This window comes from Salmonella sp. NW1250 (assembly GCF_051812965.1).
GTDB lineage: Bacteria > Pseudomonadota > Gammaproteobacteria > Enterobacterales > Enterobacteriaceae > Salmonella > Salmonella enterica.
In genome coordinates this window covers 269,390-289,843 of the sequence record NZ_JAMNDD010000002.1, presented here as the reverse complement: position 1 = coordinate 289,843, position 20,454 = coordinate 269,390, and the positions used below count along the sequence as shown (strand labels likewise).

17 protein-coding genes are annotated in these 20,454 nt (G+C 47.0%); 5 read left to right on the top strand and 12 right to left on the bottom strand.

What is annotated here, in order from left to right; genetic code table 11:
- Nucleotides 1-904: 904 nt before the first annotated feature.
- On the top strand, nucleotides 905-2,875 hold the full coding sequence (locus NBA72_RS04610) for an AAA family ATPase (RefSeq protein WP_052940660.1): 1,971 nt from the start codon (nucleotides 905-907) through the stop codon (nucleotides 2,873-2,875).
- A 445-nt stretch (nucleotides 2,876-3,320) separates the two neighbouring features.
- The gene (locus NBA72_RS04605) at nucleotides 3,321-3,593 is read left to right on the top strand and encodes a hypothetical protein (protein ID WP_079981021.1); all 273 of its coding nucleotides are present in this window, start codon (nucleotides 3,321-3,323) and stop codon (nucleotides 3,591-3,593) included.
- A gap of 132 nt (nucleotides 3,594-3,725) precedes the next feature.
- Here the strand turns inward: NBA72_RS04605 and NBA72_RS04600 are convergent, their stop codons facing one another.
- Complete coding sequence (locus NBA72_RS04600) at nucleotides 3,726-4,151, bottom strand: hypothetical protein (RefSeq protein WP_042948870.1); 426 nt, start codon at nucleotides 4,149-4,151, stop codon at nucleotides 3,726-3,728.
- 896 nt (nucleotides 4,152-5,047) lie between these two features.
- Between NBA72_RS04600 and NBA72_RS04595 the strand changes: the two genes are divergently transcribed.
- Nucleotides 5,048-5,566 (top strand): helix-turn-helix domain-containing protein, encoded by a 519-nt coding sequence (locus NBA72_RS04595; RefSeq protein ID WP_042948869.1) that lies wholly within the window; start codon nucleotides 5,048-5,050, stop codon nucleotides 5,564-5,566.
- 122 nt (nucleotides 5,567-5,688) lie between these two features.
- Here NBA72_RS04595 and NBA72_RS04590 read toward each other — a convergent pair whose 3' ends face one another.
- The 3 genes from NBA72_RS04590 to NBA72_RS04580 all read right to left on the bottom strand — a co-directional run bounded on the left by NBA72_RS04590 (nucleotide 5,689) and on the right by NBA72_RS04580 (nucleotide 8,884).
- Nucleotides 5,689-6,672, bottom strand: a complete 984-nt coding sequence (locus NBA72_RS04590; protein ID WP_042948867.1) for a hypothetical protein — start codon at nucleotides 6,670-6,672, stop codon at nucleotides 5,689-5,691.
- Nucleotides 6,673-6,830: 158 nt separating this feature from the next.
- Nucleotides 6,831-7,415 (bottom strand): hypothetical protein, encoded by a 585-nt coding sequence (locus NBA72_RS04585; RefSeq protein WP_042948866.1) that lies wholly within the window; start codon nucleotides 7,413-7,415, stop codon nucleotides 6,831-6,833.
- Nucleotides 7,416-7,426: 11 nt separating this feature from the next.
- On the bottom strand, nucleotides 7,427-8,884 hold the full coding sequence (locus NBA72_RS04580; protein WP_042948865.1) for a tyrosine-type recombinase/integrase: 1,458 nt from the start codon (nucleotides 8,882-8,884) through the stop codon (nucleotides 7,427-7,429).
- Between the two features lie 146 nt (nucleotides 8,885-9,030).
- On the opposite strand from NBA72_RS04580, the gene mutS reads away from it, so the two are divergent.
- Nucleotides 9,031-11,598 carry a DNA mismatch repair protein MutS gene (gene mutS, locus NBA72_RS04575; protein ID WP_042948934.1) on the top strand — a complete coding sequence of 856 codons (2,568 nt, stop codon included), beginning with the start codon at nucleotides 9,031-9,033 and terminating at the stop codon, nucleotides 11,596-11,598.
- Nucleotides 11,599-11,653: 55 nt separating this feature from the next.
- Here mutS and NBA72_RS04570 read toward each other — a convergent pair whose 3' ends face one another.
- Both NBA72_RS04570 and NBA72_RS04565 read right to left on the bottom strand, forming a co-directional pair.
- Entirely contained in the window at nucleotides 11,654-12,034 is a 381-nt protein-coding gene (locus tag NBA72_RS04570) for a DUF4440 domain-containing protein (RefSeq protein WP_023250572.1), read from the bottom strand.
- Entirely contained in the window at nucleotides 12,031-13,239 is a 1,209-nt protein-coding gene (locus NBA72_RS04565; RefSeq protein WP_023205392.1) for an MFS transporter, read from the bottom strand. Before NBA72_RS04565 ends, NBA72_RS04570 begins: the two co-directional genes overlap by 4 nt.
- Nucleotides 13,240-13,326: 87 nt before the next feature.
- Between NBA72_RS04565 and NBA72_RS04560 the strand changes: the two genes are divergently transcribed.
- Complete coding sequence (locus NBA72_RS04560; protein ID WP_000216305.1) at nucleotides 13,327-14,259, top strand: LysR family transcriptional regulator; 933 nt, start codon at nucleotides 13,327-13,329, stop codon at nucleotides 14,257-14,259.
- A gap of 41 nt (nucleotides 14,260-14,300) precedes the next feature.
- Here the strand turns inward: NBA72_RS04560 and NBA72_RS04555 are convergent, their stop codons facing one another.
- From NBA72_RS04555 to ltnD, 6 genes are read right to left on the bottom strand one after another with little or no spacing between them, the layout of a single operon-like run.
- Nucleotides 14,301-15,797 (bottom strand): GntP family permease, encoded by a 1,497-nt coding sequence (locus tag NBA72_RS04555; protein ID WP_000202725.1) that lies wholly within the window; start codon nucleotides 15,795-15,797, stop codon nucleotides 14,301-14,303.
- Nucleotides 15,794-16,744: a D-erythronate dehydrogenase gene (gene denD, locus NBA72_RS04550; protein ID WP_001165731.1), complete on the bottom strand. Its 951-nt coding sequence runs from the start codon at nucleotides 16,742-16,744 to the stop codon at nucleotides 15,794-15,796. Before denD ends, NBA72_RS04555 begins: the two co-directional genes overlap by 4 nt.
- Nucleotides 16,745-16,783: 39 nt before the next feature.
- Entirely contained in the window at nucleotides 16,784-17,560 is a 777-nt protein-coding gene (locus NBA72_RS04545; protein WP_023202630.1) for an HPr family phosphocarrier protein, read from the bottom strand.
- Between the two features lie 4 nt (nucleotides 17,561-17,564).
- A complete protein-coding gene (gene otnC / locus NBA72_RS04540; RefSeq protein WP_042948863.1) occupies nucleotides 17,565-18,203 on the bottom strand; it encodes a 3-oxo-tetronate 4-phosphate decarboxylase in 639 nt (212 codons plus the stop codon).
- Complete coding sequence (gene otnK / locus NBA72_RS04535) at nucleotides 18,200-19,462, bottom strand: 3-oxo-tetronate kinase (RefSeq protein ID WP_042948862.1); 1,263 nt, start codon at nucleotides 19,460-19,462, stop codon at nucleotides 18,200-18,202. The genes otnC and otnK overlap by 4 nt, the downstream gene beginning before the upstream one ends.
- A complete protein-coding gene (gene ltnD / locus NBA72_RS04530) occupies nucleotides 19,456-20,379 on the bottom strand; it encodes an L-threonate dehydrogenase (RefSeq protein ID WP_000206957.1) in 924 nt (307 codons plus the stop codon). Before ltnD ends, otnK begins: the two co-directional genes overlap by 7 nt.
- Nucleotides 20,380-20,454: the final 75 nt, after the last annotated feature.

The following is a 20,454-nucleotide window of genomic DNA, read 5'->3' as shown; positions in this document are numbered from 1 at the left end:
CAGCAGTACTTGAGCAATCAACCTAACACCATGAAAAAAAATACAGTAAATACTATTTCTTTTTCGTTGGTCTACGTATGGGATACATTTTCTGGACTTTAACCGGGTGTTCGAAGTCGTTTCAGATAGATAAGGTTCTTCAATTCTGTTGGCTTCGGTGGGAACAAGAAGCGATGGTGAGCCTTGAAAGACGAAAGGCTACTTCAAAAACAAAGTAACCTTTCCAATATCCCCATATATGGGGCAAGTAGTATATTAACTGCACATGGTGCAGGAGACGTATGACATAAAAACTCTTTTATTTATGGCATACGTTATAAATAACTTATATTTTGTTTATGTCAAGAGATTTGGTTAAATCTTTTATAATAATTAATCGCCAGTTTTATATTATAGCTTCTCTTGTGCAAGCGAAGATCTTATTATTATTTAATGAATAATACCAATTATAAGACAAGCAAGGGCTAACCCTACGAAGCTACTGCGTATGCTTCTTCGGGTTGACCTTGCTTTTTCGCCCTTTGGTTGAAAAAGGAAGAATAGCCACATGAATATTTACCACATCATTTTTATTATGATAAAAATGTTATAAAAAAGAACATTTAATAAAATGATGCATACTTAATAATACATCGTTATCTCAACTAAAATATTAGCTAAACAAAATTATACCTGCATAATGAACGCCGCTAATCGCTATTAAAATATGTTATACGTAACATAAGTAAAGATGTATCAATGATATAGCCATCTTCTCTTGATAAAATAGGAGAGTTTTGATCCACGTCACATAATTTAATGTCTGTCGCATACTTTCCAGAATATACAGAAAAACCATTTTCAATATGTCTAACTAAATAGTATGATTAGCAAGTACAAAGGTTTCGTATTTAGGATAGTAAAAATGTATATTAAGAATATCCTCATAAATAATTATGGTGCATTAAGTTCATTTAATTTAGAATTTCCTTTCAATGAAAATGGCTCTCCGAAGCCCATTGTACTCGTTGGGAAAAATGGTTCCGGTAAAACTTTGCTTACCTCAAGCATTGTTGATTCATTAATTGAGATAAAACGAGCCAATTTTCGCACAATTAATGAAACTAAGGAAAACTCCTATTACAAAGCTGGAAAAAAAGACTATATAACTGTAGGAGAAAACTACAGTTTTGTTCGTGTTGAGTTTTCAAAGGGTGATGGTTCAAGCATTTATTATAATGACATTGCCAGCACTCAACCCACTAAGACACGAGAATTGCTTCAGCATTACAATATAAATCTGAATCAGGAATTTATTGACTATGGGTTTTCTAAAACAATTAATGGTGATACAAAAGGTATTTTTGAAAAGAACGCAATATTATATTTTCCCGTAAATAGATACTACAATCCTGCATGGTTAGTGGATAGTGATGACCCTCGAATACAAACTGTTGAAAATTATGTTGGACAAAGTAATGATAATTTTATAAAAACAAATGTTATTAAAGAAATCGAATCATGGATATTAGATGTCATCCTTGACTCTGAGCTTTATGAAAAAATACCATTAATGGTTCAAGCTTATATTCCCGTAGGGAATAATTTTATTCCTATACCAGGGCAAGTAATACGATCTTCAAATGGAAAAAATACTAAAATTCAGATTTTAATAAATCAAATACTAACTATAATATTAAAATCTAAAATTCCAAATCTAGAAACAGCAAGATTTGGAATTAGCAGTAAGGAAGCTGGCAGAAAAATATCAGTTATTATTAAAGAGAATGGAGTTGAAGGCGAAAAAAGAATATGCCCAACATTTTCACATATGTCGTCAGGCGAAGCAATGTTGGTCGCATTATTTTGTTCAATCATCAAAAAATTTGATGAAATATCGACACTGGAAGAATTCAACCTAACCCAAATTGAAGGTATTGTAATCATTGATGAAATAGATCTTAATCTTCATATTGAATATGCAAAAAATGCTGTCCCGGAACTTTTACGGTTATTCCCCAAAGTTCAATTCATTATAACAAGTCATTCTCCATTTTTTTTGCTTGGCATGAAAGAGTGCTTCTCAGATAATTATCAAATTATCAGCACACCAAATGGAGAAATTATTCAAGAATCTGATTTTGATGAGATACAAACAGCATACTCTATTTTCATTGAAAGATTTCAAGATATCAAAAACAATCTCAAAATCCTTGAAAAGGATCTATATAAATCAACAAAAACATTAGTTATAACCGAAGGAAAGACTGACTGGAAACATATAAAGTCTGCACTTTTATTTTTTCAAGAAAAGCAAGAGAAATTTATTGACTTAGACTTTGAGTTTCATGAGTACAATGATGCTTCATTTTCAGATGATAAACTTAATAGCTTTTTGACAAATGTCAGCCAAGTGCAAAACACAAAAAAAATAATTGGTATTTTTGATCGCGATGAAGGTAATGGAAAGCGATATAGTAAAAACAAAATAAATAGTCTTGGTAATAAGGTGTATGCCATCAGCATACCTCAACCAGAACACCGTAATTATCATGAAGGAATTTGCATTGAATTCATGTATAAGGATCAAGATTTATACAGATGTGATGAAGCCGGACGTAGAATTTATACCTCAAAAGAATTTAATGAAAATGGCAGATTAACTGAAAATTTAGAAATTGGAGTCAAGAACCATAACAAAATAAAAGGGAAAAATAATCCAGCATTTGATAATATCATAGATTCAGATGTTATTGACATCTATGGTAATTCATTGGCATTATCTAAAAATGACTTCGCTGACAATATCTTAAATAAGAACGAAAGATATTTGGATTTAGACTTCTCGGCATTTGAAGAATTATTTGAAACAATAAGAGAAATTATTAATTCTTAGATTTTTTGATATGTGCGATGTTATTTATTAACATCGCACGAGTTATCATTTAATACTTAACACTGCATCAGGTGTGGCTTCCATTTCTTAGCAGGCTCATACAACTGCTCAGACAGTTGGGTAGTTCTCTGTTGTATGCGACCGCTCGTCCCTTTAAACAAATCTATAATCTTCACTTACTTGCACACAGCCCTGAGCCTTTTGATAAACTCATTTCAGAACAATCAGTTAGCAAAACTCACAGCTACAAGCCGCCTCACCATTAGTTCATAAATATAATTTAGTCAATAAATAATTGATCGTTTGTACAGATTGTTATTTTGATTATGATAGTTACAACCTATCACATGATAATCATCGATCGGTACAAGCAATTTTACTAAAGAGAATTATTCATCGAGAATGGTCAAAAAGACATCAACTTAATTTAGGCCACGGAGTCATAATGAGTAACCAGACAGTTCGGTGCCCCTTCTGCTTTAAGGAAAGTCCCCACGGTGTAAAAATATGCATTGGATACCATGCAAAAGTGGTCTATGGCGAAAGCCCGGTCATAGTGGCATTTCTGTTTCAATTCGTGGCGTTCGGTCTCGCATGGTTAGCATTTTCATTGACCGGAAACACTCCAGTCTCAGTCATTACGTTTTTCGTAAGCTGTATTGTTCTTATATATATACTTAAAAAAATCTATGCAGACAGGGTTTTGTTTATTCAATAAAATAAATCCCACAATAAGTAAAATTTCAGCAAATTCTTCATTCAGTCAGGAGCTTGGATAACCAACTCCTGCTTTTCTTACCCGCTAATTAATTTGAACTGAAAGTTCCGCATAACTGTTATTTCCGTATTCTCACAGTCTTTTTCTGCCCCCCATAGGTGGTGGTATAAAATCCAACGAATGAGAAATACTTTTCCTTTCATATTGCGCCAGTAAATCTGCATAGAGTTGTTCAACCTCCATGAGGTTAGCGGAAATGTAATCCACAAGCCCGTTCAAGCAATGAAGCATTGTATGACTATTGTTGAGCTTTGTTAGCACATTAGCCTTGAGTGAAGAAACTACACCTGTGAACATCTGCATAATATTATCCACATGAAAACACGAGTTGCAGTATTGCTTACTTGTGTAATAATATTTGAGATGATATCCGACGAAAAGCACATACAGCTTTCGGTAAAAAACAGCATTAATAGTATTATCACGATGCTGAGTGATATATTTATCAATCAACTTGATAAATTTTTCTTCCTGAGAAAGAGCAACATTATTGCACATAGCTTGATCCTTTTTTAGTTTTATAATCAAGTACTATTATGCCAACATAAAAAATCAACACCTAAAACAAAATATTTTTATGTCATTATCAATGAGAAATAATTTTCATCTCGCTTCTGAGAAACAAAAGAATAATACATATAAATTAAAAAACAATGATCCTTTAATCGAATTTAAAAAACCTTCTACGGATATTTATAACAAAGTGCTTCGCACTGGCTTACGCCCCATATACTGATACGAAGATATTGGTTTATACTTCTCTAGGGACTTTCTTGCAGCACCGCTGAGTGCACAAAGCACTCACTCGCTGAAGTAGAAAAAATTTCCAGAGGTTTTCGGCGAAAGCCGGTTTTTATAATCAGGTAATACAATGATTTTCAGTTATTCTGATATCTAAGCTCTTCTGCGACAACCTTGCTCATTCATTTAACTTCAGATATCTGTATATGGCGTAATTATTTAAATTTAGTCAAAAAAATAATGATAACCGAAGTCCAATGGCGCAACACTGAAGTTGCGCAGACTTCATTACATTTATACACATAAGCATAATAGATATATTCGATATTGAATCAAGCAAGACAATATGGCAGATCTAATTAGTATTGTAATGCTATGGTTTCTTATTTCTTTATTTATCTTTTATCTTGCGAAAGACAAATAAAATAAAACCAATTAAATCATAACATTACATCAGATGAGCGGTAATGACTTCCATGAAGTAAATTTATTTATTTTATAACCTGAAACATTAAATCTACCACCCATAGTATTTAATTTAATACTCCATATGTCAATATAGATAAAATAATTTGTGTTTTTATGAAAAAAAATTTGACAATTAAATAAAACATGCAATATATATTATCAGATAAACAATAAAAGGAGATAATATGATAAATACAAATGTTATTCTAACAAGAGAACAAAAATCCGCGATTGCAGAAGCATTAGACGTATCATTAGACGATTTAGAAGAACTTAGAATTAAAGCCAGTAATAAAAGGAAAACCTCCTTTAAGGATGATTTTTCCATAATTTTTAAAACAAATATCGGCACTCTGGCAAAAATGAAGCTAACACCAACTTCTTTTCGAATAATTATTTATCTTTTTTCAATCATTGATTATGGTAATATTCTTGTTAACTTCTCTCAATCAAGGGTAGCAAAAGATTTAGGACTACAAAAATCTAATGTTTCGAGAGCATTCAAAGAGTTATTTGAAAAGAGAATACTCATTCGCAATACAGAAGACGACTATGTATATTTGAACTCTAATTTATGTGTAAAAGGGATTCCTCATAAATTTAATGAGGAGCAAATGGATAAATTCAAGAGATCCAAAGCAGAAACTGAGGACTTTGATAACTCGTTTAGTTTTTATAGTGTTAAAAAAAACAATCGTGAATAAATCTCACAGCACTAAAATATATATATCTCGAATGATAAAAATAATACTAAAAAGGTTGCCATTTTTAATTGGTTACAAAAATGGCAACAATTATAATATATTATATTTGATATCTTTAAAAATTACTTATCCGTGAAAAGGTTTTTAAGTCCTTTTAGATCTAAGCCACGCATGTTGGACTCTTCAATAAAATCACCAAATGCCAACATTAGCTCACCTAACTTATCCACTGGTAATTTTGGTCCATTTTTCAAAATAAATGGCATTATTTTGTTCATATGATCAACCGCCGCCTGTAAAACTTTATCATCTGACCAATCGTTCATATATCGGTTTTTACGATACCATAGTTTTCTTTCATCAGTGCGAGTTAAACTATTTGATTTAGACTCTTCTTTCTCTTCTAAATTAATGAATAAATCTCTGGCATTGTCAATTTTCATAGTATTACGACCATTAAATTGAGCCCACCCATTGGCAATATAATTCAAATATTCATTAATTTCTGCAGGATTCTTAGCCGCATTAGAACCTTCTAAAATAATCACAACTGGATTACCATTTATCTCATGTGTTTCAGATATAAATATTATATAGTCAATAGAGTTAAACCTATACTCTCCATCTTTTTTTTCTTTCATTCTTTGCTGCAATCGATAAACTACTAAATCTGGTGATAGTATTTTTATTTTCTCATTTAAAATGACAAGCACACCAACTGAATTATCTAAATTAAAAATATTTTTAGATGATTCTATTTGTTTACATGCCTGACTCAAATATGACTCAAGTAATTTTGTAATTCGAACAAACACTTTGTTTTTGATATCTTCACTATTAGGAAGATCTTTTATGACTAAATTGAAATCCCTTTCACCATAGAAAACAGGATAGTTTTCGTCATTGACATATTGCTCTAACTCAAGTTCGATTTTTTGAGATTGCTCTTGTGTTATACATTTTTGTTCAAAAATGATCTTCCTTCCCATTCCTAAATAATCAGCCTTTTTCTCTTTTCTGAGTTCCTCACTCAATTCTATTGAATCTATGCTTTCTATTGAAGGTAATGAAAGCATGAATTTTTCAAATCGTGAGTCAATACTCATAGTTAACTCCGGAATGATAAAAGATTAAAAGATATATGTGCTACTATATTGAATTTTCAAATTATTTACTCTATGCAATCCATAATTAAATGAATATTATTACACTGAGCATAACCAATAATAAACTTATTCAAAATAACAAAAAAATAGAAATTAAATTATGATTGCAAAAATTCTTCATACAATACATGCCTCTCCTGCTCAGCCACACAAGCATCTACCAATCCTGTCATAACCCCAACAAAAAAATTATTCCATCTCTGCCGTTCTCTCACAGTATGCCAGTCCTCAGACAAAACTTTTTCTACAGAGATCCAGATAACTTCTGCACGGTTTGTATTTAATAGTTCCTTGAATATTTCGTCAGAAACAGTAAGAACATGTGAATAAATTTTATTATCAATAGTCCAGAAAGGCTCCGGTTCGATAAAGTCAACCAACGAAGTAAAAGCCAGTCCACGGACCTGTGCAGCCTCCATTGTGCTGCTTACCTTATGACGATCACGCCATATTCTTAAATCACCTAAAAGATAATTTACTCGTTGATTCCTTGCTTTGCTGTCTTCTGCCTGGTATTGGATGTCAGCAGGGCCATTACCAGTCTGACGATAACGAGCCAATGTTTTGACACTTACACCAAGATAAAGGGCCGAAACCTCAGCACTCAGGGTTGCATCATCTGGCATAGTACCAAATAGCCGCCATACTTCGGCATACTCCCTTAAAGTATCGATTGCACTCATTCCCTGTTCCCCTAATTTGTTGGCAATGGTTGATATTTCGCCGAAGCCAGAAGTGTATTATACAATTCTGGTGCAGTCATAAGCATATGGAGCTCAATACTTTGAAGTGCCTCATAAATTCGGTCATTATCAGGTATTGCATACCGTTCAGTAGGATCAGTAGTATTGCGATGGTTGAGCAACCTTTTCACCACACTATATGAAGTGAGTCCTTCTGCAACACGACCAAAGGTTCTTCGCAGGTCGTGCATTCCCAACTTCCCTATTCCGGCTTCCTGGCAGATATACTCGCGTAGGCTTTTGCTGTCTGAATAGTGCCCAACTTTGCTTCGCGACGACCGAGCAGGAAAAACCCATTTTCGTTTATCTGCTCGCTTTTCAGTCTCGTTGACTAAATCTCTTCGGTCTTCAAGAATTCGCTTTGTAGCATCACAAATTGGAAGTTCATGGTCGTTGCGGTTTTTAGTGTCGTAAAATCGAATTATCCTATTTTCAAGATCAACATAGCTGGTCGTTCTGGCTTCTTCTTCTGTCAGAGCTTCTCGCCAGCACAATGAAGCTGTTTCTTCTTTCCTGGTTCCTGTCAGAACAGTCAGCAAAAGATAATCGCATCCTAGGCGGTTGAAGCTTCTCTTGTTGTGCAATGCCGTTAAAAATCGCCCCAAGGTGTCTTTTGGCGACAGTGGGTTTCGTACACCTTTTGCGCGATAGCTTTCTTCAAGCTCTGAACGGGTTCTGAATTTTTTCTGAATCGTCAGAATTGAAAAGGGGTTGTAACTTAGTGTCGGTTGTCGTTGTTGTGTCTGGGCATTTCCCGCTTCGATCTCAATCGCATGTCTTACCGCCACATTCACCCAGCGAAAAGTCTGCTCTGCCGCAGTTCTGGCTCTTGAAGCAATCTCATCAAACTTGCGCAATATCTCGTTGCCAGTCAGATCTTTTACTCTAAGATTTTCCCACTCTTCCAGGCGGTTTTCGGCTTTGTTCAGCACATTTAATGTGTTGGGCTTTGCCGGTTTCGATCTGCCCATAAGATGACTTCTGTATTGCGCAAAAACTTCACTGATCGTTAGCTCAGAAGCCTCTGCTTCTCGCTTTACTGCATTCGGATTTCGTCTGGTCAACTTCATAGTTTCAACGAATTTGCGAGCAGCATCGCGTGCCTGATCAATGTTGGCAAAATCTGAAACATTACCAATCGTAGATCTGATAACCTGTTTCGGTGCCTTGCCACCCGTCGAGGGTCGCTTGTCTGCTGATGCCACCCGTCGTTGAATGATATAGGTTTTTTTGGTGGCACTGATTTTGACACCGAAACCTACGGGTGAATCCCTGTGGTTGTCAGTGATAATATACGGCTTTCGTTCAGGATTGGGTAAGTAGACTACTTGCCCTTGCTGGTCGAGATCTGGTTTCACGTCGATAGATAACTTATTGATTATAATCGACTGAGTAAGTGTCATTTTCATAAATGTATACCAGCAAGTCAGAGTGTATACCCGATACTAACCGGTATACTTCTGGTATACAAATTTATCGATTTATATGGGTTTAAAGCGGTTTCACATGGGGCCACATGGGTAACCGCAAGACTTAAAAAATGAGTAAAATCAATATGCAAGAGTCTATCGACAAGGATCTCTCCAACCACACCCCGATGATGCAGCAGTATCTCAAGCTGAAAGCCCAGCATCCGGAGATCCTGCTCTTTTATCGTATGGGAGACTTTTACGAGCTGTTTTATGACGACGCAAAGCGTGCGTCGCAGTTGCTCGATATTTCGCTGACCAAACGCGGCGCATCGGCTGGCGAACCTATCCCTATGGCGGGAATCCCGCACCACGCCGTAGAAAACTACCTCGCGAAACTGGTCAATCAGGGCGAATCCGTCGCTATTTGCGAACAGATTGGCGATCCGGCCACCAGCAAAGGTCCCGTTGAACGTAAGGTCGTGCGTATCGTTACGCCTGGCACCATCAGCGATGAAGCCCTGTTACAGGAGCGTCAGGATAACCTGCTGGCGGCTATCTGGCAGGATGGTAAAGGCTACGGTTACGCCACGCTGGATATCAGCTCCGGGCGCTTTCGTCTGAGCGAACCCGCCGACCGTGAAACGATGGCCGCAGAGCTGCAGCGCACCAATCCCGCCGAACTGTTGTATGCCGAAGATTTTGCTGAAATGGCGTTAATAGAGGGACGCCGGGGTCTGCGCCGTCGCCCGTTGTGGGAGTTTGAGATTGATACCGCCCGCCAGCAGTTAAATCTGCAATTCGGTACGCGGGATCTGGTCGGTTTCGGCGTCGAAAATGCCTCGCGTGGATTATGTGCGGCAGGCTGCCTGTTACAGTACGCAAAAGATACCCAGCGCACCTCCCTGCCGCATATTCGTTCCATTACGATGGAACGCCAGCAGGACAGCATCATTATGGATGCCGCGACCCGCCGCAATCTGGAAATTACCCAAAACCTGGCCGGTGGTGTCGAAAATACCCTCGCCGCGGTGCTTGACTGTACCGTGACGCCAATGGGTAGCCGAATGCTTAAACGCTGGCTGCATATGCCGGTACGAAATACCGACATATTACGTGAACGCCAGCAGACCATCGGCGCCTTGCAGGACACCGTCAGCGAACTGCAACCGGTGCTGCGTCAGGTCGGCGATTTGGAGCGTATCCTTGCGCGTCTGGCGCTGCGCACCGCGCGTCCGCGCGATCTCGCCCGAATGCGTCACGCCTTTCAGCAACTGCCGGAATTGCACGCTCAGCTTGAAACCGTTGACAGCGCGCCGGTACAGGCGTTGCGTAAAAAAATGGGCGATTTCGCCGAACTGCGCGACCTCCTGGAACGCGCCATTATTGACGCGCCGCCGGTACTGGTCCGCGACGGCGGCGTTATTGCACCCGGCTACCATGAAGAGCTGGACGAATGGCGCGCGCTGGCGGACGGCGCCACCGATTATCTCGATCGTCTGGAAATTCGCGAACGCGAGCGTACCGGGCTGGATACGCTGAAAGTCGGCTATAACGCGGTACATGGTTATTACATTCAGATTAGCCGTGGTCAAAGCCATCTGGCGCCCATCAATTATGTGCGTCGCCAGACGCTGAAAAATGCCGAACGCTACATTATTCCTGAGCTTAAAGAGTACGAAGATAAAGTTCTGACCTCGAAAGGCAAAGCGCTGGCGCTGGAAAAACAGCTATATGACGAATTGTTTGATCTGCTGTTGCCGCATCTGGCCGATTTACAGCAGAGCGCCAACGCGCTGGCGGAGCTGGATGTGCTGGTTAACCTGGCCGAACGCTCCTGGACGCTGAATTACACCTGCCCGACATTTACCGATAAACCCGGTATCCGTATTACCGAAGGTCGCCACCCGGTGGTTGAACAGGTACTGAATGAGCCGTTTATCGCTAACCCACTCAACCTGTCGCCGCAGCGCCGGATGTTGATCATTACCGGCCCCAATATGGGCGGTAAAAGTACCTATATGCGGCAAACGGCATTGATCGCCCTGCTGGCTTATATCGGCAGTTACGTTCCGGCGCAAAACGTGGAAATCGGCCCCATCGACCGTATTTTTACCCGCGTCGGCGCAGCGGACGACCTGGCTTCCGGGCGTTCGACCTTTATGGTGGAGATGACCGAAACCGCGAACATTCTGCATAATGCCACGGAAAACAGTCTGGTATTGATGGATGAAATCGGGCGCGGTACCTCCACGTATGACGGGCTGTCGTTGGCCTGGGCCTGCGCGGAGAATCTCGCGAATAAGATTAAAGCGTTAACGCTGTTCGCTACCCACTACTTCGAGCTGACCCAATTACCGGAGAAAATGGAAGGCGTGGCGAACGTCCACCTGGATGCGCTGGAACACGGCGATACTATCGCGTTTATGCACAGCGTGCAGGACGGCGCGGCAAGTAAGAGCTATGGCCTAGCGGTCGCGGCGCTTGCGGGCGTCCCTAAAGAAGTCATCAAACGCGCGCGCCAGAAACTCCGCGAGCTGGAAAGCATCTCGCCCAATGCGGCGGCAACGCAGGTGGACGGCACGCAAATGTCGTTGCTTGCCGCCCCGGAGGAGACATCGCCTGCCGTTGAAGCGCTGGAAAATCTCGATCCGGACTCCCTGACGCCACGCCAGGCGCTGGAGTGGATCTATCGGCTGAAAAGTCTGGTGTAAACGTGTCAGACCCGATAGCGCCGCGCTATCGGGTCTGCGCGCCGGAACAAGCTTTTCAGGCTGTGACTGTCGTTTCGTGTAAATGACGCCAGACTATCCGTTCTCTTTCCCTTTTTAAAATGACCGTCGACCAGCGTACCGTCTCGGCCTGGCCCGGCAGTTGCTGTCGCTCGCGATAACGCAGCGCGGCGCCTTCCGGCCACTCCGCCACAAGGTCAATGTGCTCAACCACGATAACCAGACCCGGGCGACACGCGCGCTGCGCCTGGAAAAAAGCGCCCAGCGCCGGATAATCCAGACAAACACCGCCTGGCGTTATCATCGTAAAATCAGCAGCGAAACGCGCTATCAACGCCTCCAGGCTACCCATCCCCTTACTAAGCCAGTTCTCAATCGCCGCATGGGCGTGAATAATTTCATCTTTATATGGATTCATGGTCTTTCCTTTTTCAGGCACAGAAGCGCCTGTCTATTGTTTAGACAGACAGCGTAAATAAGGGGCAGCAGGGTGATACCGGCGGCGGCAATAAAGGTCCAGCGATAAGCAACCTCAAGCGACATAACGCGCTGGAGCGCGTTTAACAGCAGCGTCAACAGCGCCGCGCCAAGGAAAAAACTGAGCTGACGATTAAGATTCCATAGCGCGCTGGCGTCAGGCATGTCCCGGCGAGCAATAGTCAGGAAAGCGCCACTCTGCGCGGTACTGCTGCACAAACTGCCGCCAGCGCCCATTAAGGCGAATATCATCATCAGTACACGGTGCGATGTCGCAGGCGTAACGTTAGTTAAAAGCAGTATCCCTGCGGCCTGAAGAAGACAGCCGACGATAATCAGCGGACGCGGCCCAAGCCGATTGAAGTAACGTGCGGTAAGCATAATGGCGACAAATGAAGCGATCGACCAGGGGAGCATCAGCGACCCCGCCGCCGCAGGCGATAGCTGCGCGACGTTCTGTAGATAAAACATCCCGACCACGCTGATACCAATGAACATACCCGGTACGCACAGATAGACGATCATGGCAAAACGCAGCAGCCTGTCCGTCAACAGCGGCAGATGGAGCAATCTTGCTGACGCCATTGTCGTCGACGCGACGTTCAACCAACGATAAGCGAGCAATAAGGTGAGAACGGCCACCGGCAGCGTGGCAAAGAATATCCAGCGCCAGCCGCACGTTTCCACCAGCAGCCCGCCAATCGCAGGCGAACATGCCGGCGCCAGTAGCGCCACCATCATGACAACCGATGACACGCCAGCGCGTTCATGCGGTTTAAACTGTTGCCAGGTTAACGCCTGACCAACCGGGATCAATAAGCCACCGCCCGCCCCCTGCACAATACGCCAGAAAACAAGGCTGTGTAAGGAATCGGCAAAACCTGCGGCAGCGGCGGCAACGCTAAACAGAATGAGCGAAAATATGATCAGCCGTCGTGCGCCGAGATAACGCGAAAGAAACGCGCTAAACGGAACGATCAGCGTTAATCCTGCGATATAACCGTTACTCACCCATGCCAGCGCCGATATGGACGTATGCAGATCCACGGACATCGCAGGAAAAGCCACGCTGGCAATAAACAGATTAATCAGATCAAGAAAGAAGCCGAGCAGGTAAACCACTGCCACTTTACTGCGATACGTCATTATGCATCCTCCGTCAGAGGCGCTAATGTAGCCGTCCGGAGAAAGCCAGATAAGTCCGCGCTTCAACGATATACTGTCAAAATAATTTTGACAGTAAAGGAGCTCGCCATGCTCAATTTGCAGCGTATGTCGCTGTTTATCGCCGTGGTAGATAGCGGCAGCTTCACGGCCGCCGCCGCCGCATCGGGCCAAACAAAAGCGGTAGTGAGTTTTAATATTCGGCAGCTTGAAAAAGAGCTTGGCGTAACGTTACTGCTACGTTCCACCCGACGACTGACGCTCACAGACGCCGGCGTCCTCTTTTACCAAAAAGGCGTGAATTTACTCAATGCAGCGAAAAATTTGCAGGATGAAGTGCGTGCCAGCCATAGTGGGCTGGGCGGCGAGTTACGTATTACCACTACGCCCGAGTTTGGCGAACAGGTGGTCATTCCGGTACTGGCGCAGTTTAGTCAGCGCCATCCCGATCTCCGTATTCGGCATATGTCCTCATCACATCATGCCGATTTAATTGCCGAGCGCTTTGATGTGGCGATTCGGCTTGGCTCGCTGGCGGACTCCCGCTATCGCGCCGCGCTGATATCCCGCTTTACCATTCTGCCGGTCGCCGCGCCGCAGTGGCTCGCCCGCCACCCCGTGTCGTCACTGGAGTCGTTGGCCCAGGCGGAATGGATTATTCATGAGCGATTACCTACGCCGCTACGGTGGACAGTAACGAATAATCATGGCCAACACTCACGCCTGGAGATAAGCAAAGCCGGCAAAATTTCTGTCGACAGCGCGCGCTCGCTGATGGCCTTCGCTCTCGCGGGAAGCGGCGTCGCATTACTGCCGCAATGGTTAGTCAACACCGCACTGGAGGATGGAACGTTAATTCACGTGTTACCCGACTATCATTTTCCCCGTCAGGGCATTTATGCCGTTTATCCGGACGCCCGCCATGTATCGACAAAAGTACGCGCATTTATTGATTTTTTACGTTCGCAATGGGATTGCGGGGAGCACGCCCCATCATTGTAGCCAGCCCGGGAGCATTGCGCTCCCGGACGGATAATACCGTCTTAATCCTTAACTACCAGCTTGTCTTTGATCCCCTGCGCCTGCCAACGCACCCACAGCATAATTGCCGCCAGAACGACAATCGGCAGTAACGGATCGAGCCAACTGCCGCCGGAACCGAACAGCAGGTTAATCAACGCCACGCCGGTGCCGCCAATCGCCCAGGCAATGGTGGTCGGTACAGACCAAACCACCATCTGCTGTTTGACATCAGAGACGCCCATCATGCGGTTAACCACCCAGAACAGGCTGTCGTTGAAGTAGCCGAAGAACAGCGACCCCATCGTTGCGGCCTGAGCGGCAAGCAACATATTGATGCCGGGGATCTGCGCCAGGATCGGCGCGGAAATCGAGGCGGCAGTGATCATCGCCACCGTCCCCGATCCCTGAATCAGGCGTACCAACGTCGCCACGATAAACGGGATCAGGATCGGCGAGATCGGCAGGTTGGCAACCTGCTCCGCCAGCTGTTGCCCCGCGCCGCTGTCGCGCAGGATCGCGCCCAACGCGCCGCCAGCGCCCGTGACCAGTAAGATAATCCCGGCGCTTTGCAAGCCCTCTTCCAGACGCTCTGCGGTAGTATGTTTATCCATGCGCGGCACCAGCGTATACACCGCCAGCAGAACGCTGATGGCCAACGCGATCACCGGACTTCCCACAAAGTTGATTGCCTGTACCACCGGATGCGTCGCCAGGCCGGACCATCCTTCTACAGTGGCGAGGGTGGAACAGATAGCCTTCAGGAAGATCAGCACGATCGGCACCACAATAGGCAGCAGAGAGAGCGTCAGGCTCGGCAGATCCTTTTGCTCTTTCTCTTTATTGTACTGCTCCAGCGCGGCATTGACTTCATCGGCGTTCAGCGTGCGCGGCACGAAATCAGGGTAGCGTTTATCCAGCCACTGCGCATAGAACACAATGCCGATCACACAGGGCACCGCCAGCGCCATCCCGGTCAATAACATTGCGCCGATGTCGACGTTAAAAATTCCGGCTACCCCCAGCGGACCGGGCGTGGGAGGTACCGTATGGTGAGTGACCACCAGCCCGCCCGCCAGCGCGACGCCCAGCGTCAGTAGCGAACGCTTACCGCTTTTCGCCAGCGCTTTCGCCACCGGATAAAGAATGACAAAAGCGGAATCGACGAAAATGGGGATGCTGACAATATAACCCGTGATCGCCAGCGCCCACTCTTCACGGCGTTTCCCCAGCCATTTGATAAAGCTCCAGGCGATACGCTCCGCCGCGCCGGAAACCTCCAGCAAGCGCCCCATCATTACGCCGAGACCAATCACCAGGCCAATGCTGCCCAGCGTCGTACCGAATCCGCTGGTGATGACAGAGAGCGTTTTATCAATGCCCATTCCCCCCAACAGACCGGCGATACAGGCCGCCGCCAGCATCGCGATCAGCGCATGAACACGGGTGCGTAACACCAGCCATACCAGAACGAAAACGGCAACGATCAGGCCGATAATTGGGGTCGGTAAACTTGTCATGACCTCCCCTCCATATCATCTTGCCGAAAGCGTTCGATAATGTCATCGAAGCGTTTATCGGCGACAAAACCTAACGCCAGCGCACGCTGGTTATCGATACGTCCCGGCCAGGAGGCGACAATTTTCTCGACGCCTTCGTCGCGCTGATGCGTAACCCGATCGCGCGCCGCCTGACCGCCCGCCTGACGCAACGTTTCCAGCATCTCGCCCACGGTTACGCTGATCCCCGGTAAGTTGATGCTGCTCGCCTCGCCAGGCGCGGGTAACGTTGCGGCCAGCGACAGGTTATGGATCACCGTCGCCGGGCTGGAAATCCACAGCCGCAAACTTTCCGACACCGGGCAGACGGTCGTCTCGCCCTGCAACGGTTCACGAATAATCGCGCTGACAAAAGAAGAGGCGGCGCGGTTTGGTTTACCCGGGCGAACACAGATCGTCGGCAAACGCAGCGCCAGCCCATCCACATAGCCTTTGCGGGTATAGTCGTTGACCAACAGTTCACAGGCGGCCTTCTGCGCGCCATAAGACGAGCGCGGCGTGAGTGCGGTGGTATCGGTGACGCATTCCGGCAGCGTACCGCCATAAACGGCAAGCGAGCTGGAGAAGACAAAACGAATTTTCTGCGGTTGCCGACGACACGCCTCAAGTAACTGGCGGGTAAGATCCAGGTTAACTTTCCATCCCAGATCGAAATCGTCTTCCGCATGGCTGCTGACAATCGCAGCGAGATGATAAACAACAGAGGTATTAGCGGTAATCACATTCTCCAGTACGCCCGGCTGGGTTAAGTCAGCTTCCAGGCAGCGTAAACGAGGGGAATCTGATAACCGTGCAGGCATTTTTAAATCAACAAGAAGCAGTTCGTTAAACGCCAGCGATGAGTTTAATAAGGCGCTTGCGAGTTTCTGGCCTAAAAAGCCGCCCCCGCCGGTAATGATAATCTGCATCCGGATGTCCTCTTTATTGTTGTGTAGGGTAGTTCAGGGTTAGCGCCAGGCGTTAAACCAGCCAAGCCCGTCCTGCGTGGTATTCCGTGGTTGGTATTCGCAGCCTATCCAGCCGCGATAACCTACGTCATCGAACAGCCGGAACAGCCATGGGTAGTTGATCTCGCCATCATCCGGTTCATGTCTGTCCGGTAGCGAGGCGATTTGTACATGGGCATAGCGGCCCGCGTACTCGCGAATCAGGTGACTCAAATTGCCATCCACTTTTTGCGCGTGGAAAGTGTCGAGCTGGATGAATACATTCGGGCGGTCAACCTCTTCTGCGATGCCCAGCGCCTGATATTGGCTGGAAAAGAGGTAGCCGGGTTTAACGCCGGGACTCAGCGCTTCGATCAAAATACGTTTATCGTGGGCGGCAAACCGGTCGGCGGCATAACGCAAATTATCGATAAACGTGGCGCGATAACGTGCGCCATCAGCGCCATCCGGCACTACGCCCGCCATGATGTGAACCTGCTCGCATTCCAGCGCCAGAGCGTATTCCAGAGCCAGTTCAATATCGGCGCGCGCGTCGTGTTCGCGCCCCGGTAGCGCGGCACGTCCCCACTCGCCCGCCGCGATATCGCCCGCTGAAGTATTAAACAGCGCCAGCGTCAGATCATGACGCGATAGCTGGGCTTTAATCTCGCTGGCGGCAAAGCCGTAGGGGAACAGAAACTCAACGGCCTGAAAACCGGCTTCGGCAGCGGCGGCAAAACGCTCGGTAAACGGCACTTCGGTAAACATCATCGACAAATTGGCGGCAAAACGCGGCATCGGGTTATCTCCTTAACTGCGCAATTTCTTCGGTGGTTAAATAACGAATCGGGCGTTCGCCAAGGATAAAAATCAGCTTTGCCGTCTCTTCCAGCTCCTCGGTATTATTAGCGGCTTCCTGCAAATTCTCCCCGCACACGACCGGCCCATGATTAGCCAGTAAAAAGGCCTGATGCCGGGCCGCCAGCGCAGCCAAATCGCGAGCAATTCGGTCATCCCCCGGGCGATAGTAGGGAACCAGCGGAATGTCTCCCATCCGCATCACCACATAGGGGGTAAACGGGCGAATCACATTTTGCTGGTCCAGCCCTTCGAGACAGGAAAGCGCCGTTGACCAGGTGCTGTGCAGATGTACCACGGCCTTGCAGCAAGGGTTATTGCGATACAACGCCAGATGAAAACGCACCTCTTTAGACGGTTTATCGCCGCTGAGCCATTCGCCTTGCGGGTCCACTTTGGATAGCCGCTGCGGGTCGAGATTACCCAGACACGAACCGGTGGGCGTCGCCAGAATATTGCCGTCCGGCAGTAACAGCGAGAGGTTGCCTGCCGAGCCGGTGGCATAGCCGCGCTGGAAAAACGAGGCGGCTATCCTGACCATCTCTTCTCGCAAAGCGTGCTCTTCTTTTGCCAGTATCGTCATACCTGAAACTCCCTTTGAGCGCGGATGAAAAAGGATTCATCGCCAAAATTGCCTGACTTTAGCGCCAGCGAGACCGGCGCATGGAGCGCGTTGACCCACGGAACGCCGGGTGAAATGCACGGTCCGATGTGAAAACCGGTAATACCGAGGCTTTGCGTCACCACGCCCGAGGTTTCGCCGCCCGCCACGATAAACCGGGTGATACCGCCTTCCGCTAAGCGAGCGGCCAGCAGGGAAAAGAGCGCCTCTACCGCATGGCTGGCTTCGGTAGCGCCATATTGCTGCTGGATGGCGGCCAGCGCCTGCGTGGAGGCGGTGGCGCTAATCATTGGCGCCAGTTCGCTGTCCTGACTGAGCACCCACTGCGCCAGCGCTTCAGCGTAGGCCTCGCGCGTCTCGGATGACAGGCAGCGCGCCACGTCAACGTCGCGTGTGGGAGCATGTTGTCGATAGAAGGCCACCTGCTGATTCGTCATTTGCGAACAGGAACCGGAAAGCACCACCGCGCGGCCGCTCAGCGGATAGCCTGCGGAACGGACCCGAGAAACGCCGTGCTTCGCCCACTGACGCGCCAGCCCCATTGCCAGCCCGGAACCGCCGGTCACCAGCGGGGCATCACGCAAAACCTCGCCCTGGATTTCCAGGTGCCGCTCATTGAGCGCGTCAAGTACCGCGTAGCGATATCCTTCCTGCTGTAAACGCGACAGCGCCGCACGGGTCGCGGCAACGCCTTCATCAAGCGTCTGAGCCGGAATAACGCCGCAGCGCCCTTGCGCCTGCGCTTCCATCAGACGCGGCAGGTAGCTGTCGGTCATCGGATTGATAGGGTGGTGGCGCATACCGGACTCCGCCAGCAAGTGGTTCATGACAAACAGATAGCCCTGATAAACCGTGCGTCCGTTAACCGGCAGCGCGGGAGAAATCACGGTAAATGAGGTATCCAGCGCCACCATCAGCGCATCGGTGACCGGGCCGATATTGCCTTCGGCAGTACTATCGAAAGTCGAGCAATATTTGAAATAGACTTGCTGGCAGCCCTGTTTTTTCAGCCATACCAGCGCCGCCAGCGATTGTTTTATCGCCTCTTGCGCCGGGCATGAGCGGGTTTTCAGGCTGATAACCACCGCGTCGCATCCTTCCGGTTGCGTCCCGGTTGGGACATCATTGATCTGCACTGTCGGCATCCCGTTTTCGACCAGAAAACTGGCGATGTCGGTCGCGCCGGTAAAATCATCGGCAATGACGCCAATTTTTAACATGACGGCTCCTCAGGCATGACGCCAGGCAGAGTAATCCCTGAGAAAATTTTGATCACAGCGCTGTCATCCTCTTTGCCATAACCGGCGTTACTGGCGCTGGTGAACATATTTAACGCCGTAGAGGCCAGCGGTAAGGGGAAGCGCAGCGCTTTCGCCGTGTCGGCAACCAGCCCCAAATCTTTGACAAAAATGTCGACGGCCGAACGCGGGGTATAGTCGCCGTCAACGACATGCTGCATACGGTTTTCAAACATCCAGGAGTTGCCGGCGGCATGGGTCACGACGTCATACATCACGTCCAGAGGAATACCGGCCCGCGCGGCCAGCGCCATCGCTTCGGCCGCCGCCGCAATATGCACGCCAGCCAGCAGTTGATGAATGATTTTGACGGTTGAGCCTGCGCCCGGCGTATCGCTGATGCGATAAACGTTGCTGGCAACGGCGTCCAACACAGGCTTCAGGCGGGTAAACGCCGCCTCGCTCCCGGAGGCCATCACCGTCATTTCGCCCTGCGCCGCTTTTACCGCGCCGCCGGAAACCGGCGCATCCAGCATGTTAAGATTCAATGCCGTCAACGCCGCGGCGATCTCTTGGGCGTCGGCGCTTGAGATCGTGGACGAAACCATCACCGCGCTTCCGGGTTTCATCAGATGGGCGACGCCATCCTCACCGAATAACACCTGTCTGACCTGGGCGGCATTGACGACCAGAATGACTAACGCATCCACGACGCCGGCGAACTCCCTGGCGCTGGCGGCAGCCCCACAAGCCCCTTCAGCAAGAAGATTCGCGCACGCTTGCGGGTTAAGATCAGCCCCCCATGTGGAAAGCCCGGCGCGCAGGCATGAACGCGCAGCGCCCATTCCCATTGAGCCAAGTCCCACAATGCCGACATGAAAATCAGTTCCTGTTGTCATTATCACTCCATGTTAATTTACGTGATATTATGTTTTGTTATGTGAATATAGGCGTTTTTGTAAACAATTGCGGTG

Excerpts from the sequence above, each read along its gene's own strand:
- NBA72_RS04610 (WP_052940660.1), top strand. The coding sequence starts at position 905 with ATGTATATTAAGAATATCCTCATAAATAATTATGGTGCATTAAGTTCA.
- NBA72_RS04605 (WP_079981021.1), top strand. The coding sequence starts at position 3,321 with ATGAGTAACCAGACAGTTCGGTGCCCCTTCTGCTTTAAGGAAAGTCCC.
- NBA72_RS04600 (WP_042948870.1), bottom strand. The coding sequence starts at position 4,151 with ATGTGCAATAATGTTGCTCTTTCTCAGGAAGAAAAATTTATCAAGTTG.
- NBA72_RS04595 (WP_042948869.1), top strand. The coding sequence starts at position 5,048 with ATGATAAATACAAATGTTATTCTAACAAGAGAACAAAAATCCGCGATT.
- NBA72_RS04590 (WP_042948867.1), bottom strand. The coding sequence starts at position 6,672 with ATGAGTATTGACTCACGATTTGAAAAATTCATGCTTTCATTACCTTCA.
- NBA72_RS04585 (WP_042948866.1), bottom strand. The coding sequence starts at position 7,415 with ATGAGTGCAATCGATACTTTAAGGGAGTATGCCGAAGTATGGCGGCTA.
- NBA72_RS04580 (WP_042948865.1), bottom strand. The coding sequence starts at position 8,884 with ATGAAAATGACACTTACTCAGTCGATTATAATCAATAAGTTATCTATC.
- mutS (WP_042948934.1), top strand. The coding sequence starts at position 9,031 with ATGCAAGAGTCTATCGACAAGGATCTCTCCAACCACACCCCGATGATG.
- NBA72_RS04570 (WP_023250572.1), bottom strand. The coding sequence starts at position 12,034 with ATGAATCCATATAAAGATGAAATTATTCACGCCCATGCGGCGATTGAG.
- NBA72_RS04565 (WP_023205392.1), bottom strand. The coding sequence starts at position 13,239 with ATGACGTATCGCAGTAAAGTGGCAGTGGTTTACCTGCTCGGCTTCTTT.
- NBA72_RS04555 (WP_000202725.1), bottom strand. The coding sequence starts at position 15,797 with ATGACAAGTTTACCGACCCCAATTATCGGCCTGATCGTTGCCGTTTTC.
- denD (WP_001165731.1), bottom strand. The coding sequence starts at position 16,744 with ATGCAGATTATCATTACCGGCGGGGGCGGCTTTTTAGGCCAGAAACTC.
- NBA72_RS04545 (WP_023202630.1), bottom strand. The coding sequence starts at position 17,560 with ATGCCGCGTTTTGCCGCCAATTTGTCGATGATGTTTACCGAAGTGCCG.
- otnC (WP_042948863.1), bottom strand. The coding sequence starts at position 18,203 with ATGACGATACTGGCAAAAGAAGAGCACGCTTTGCGAGAAGAGATGGTC.
- otnK (WP_042948862.1), bottom strand. The coding sequence starts at position 19,462 with ATGTTAAAAATTGGCGTCATTGCCGATGATTTTACCGGCGCGACCGAC.
- ltnD (WP_000206957.1), bottom strand. The coding sequence starts at position 20,379 with ATGACAACAGGAACTGATTTTCATGTCGGCATTGTGGGACTTGGCTCA.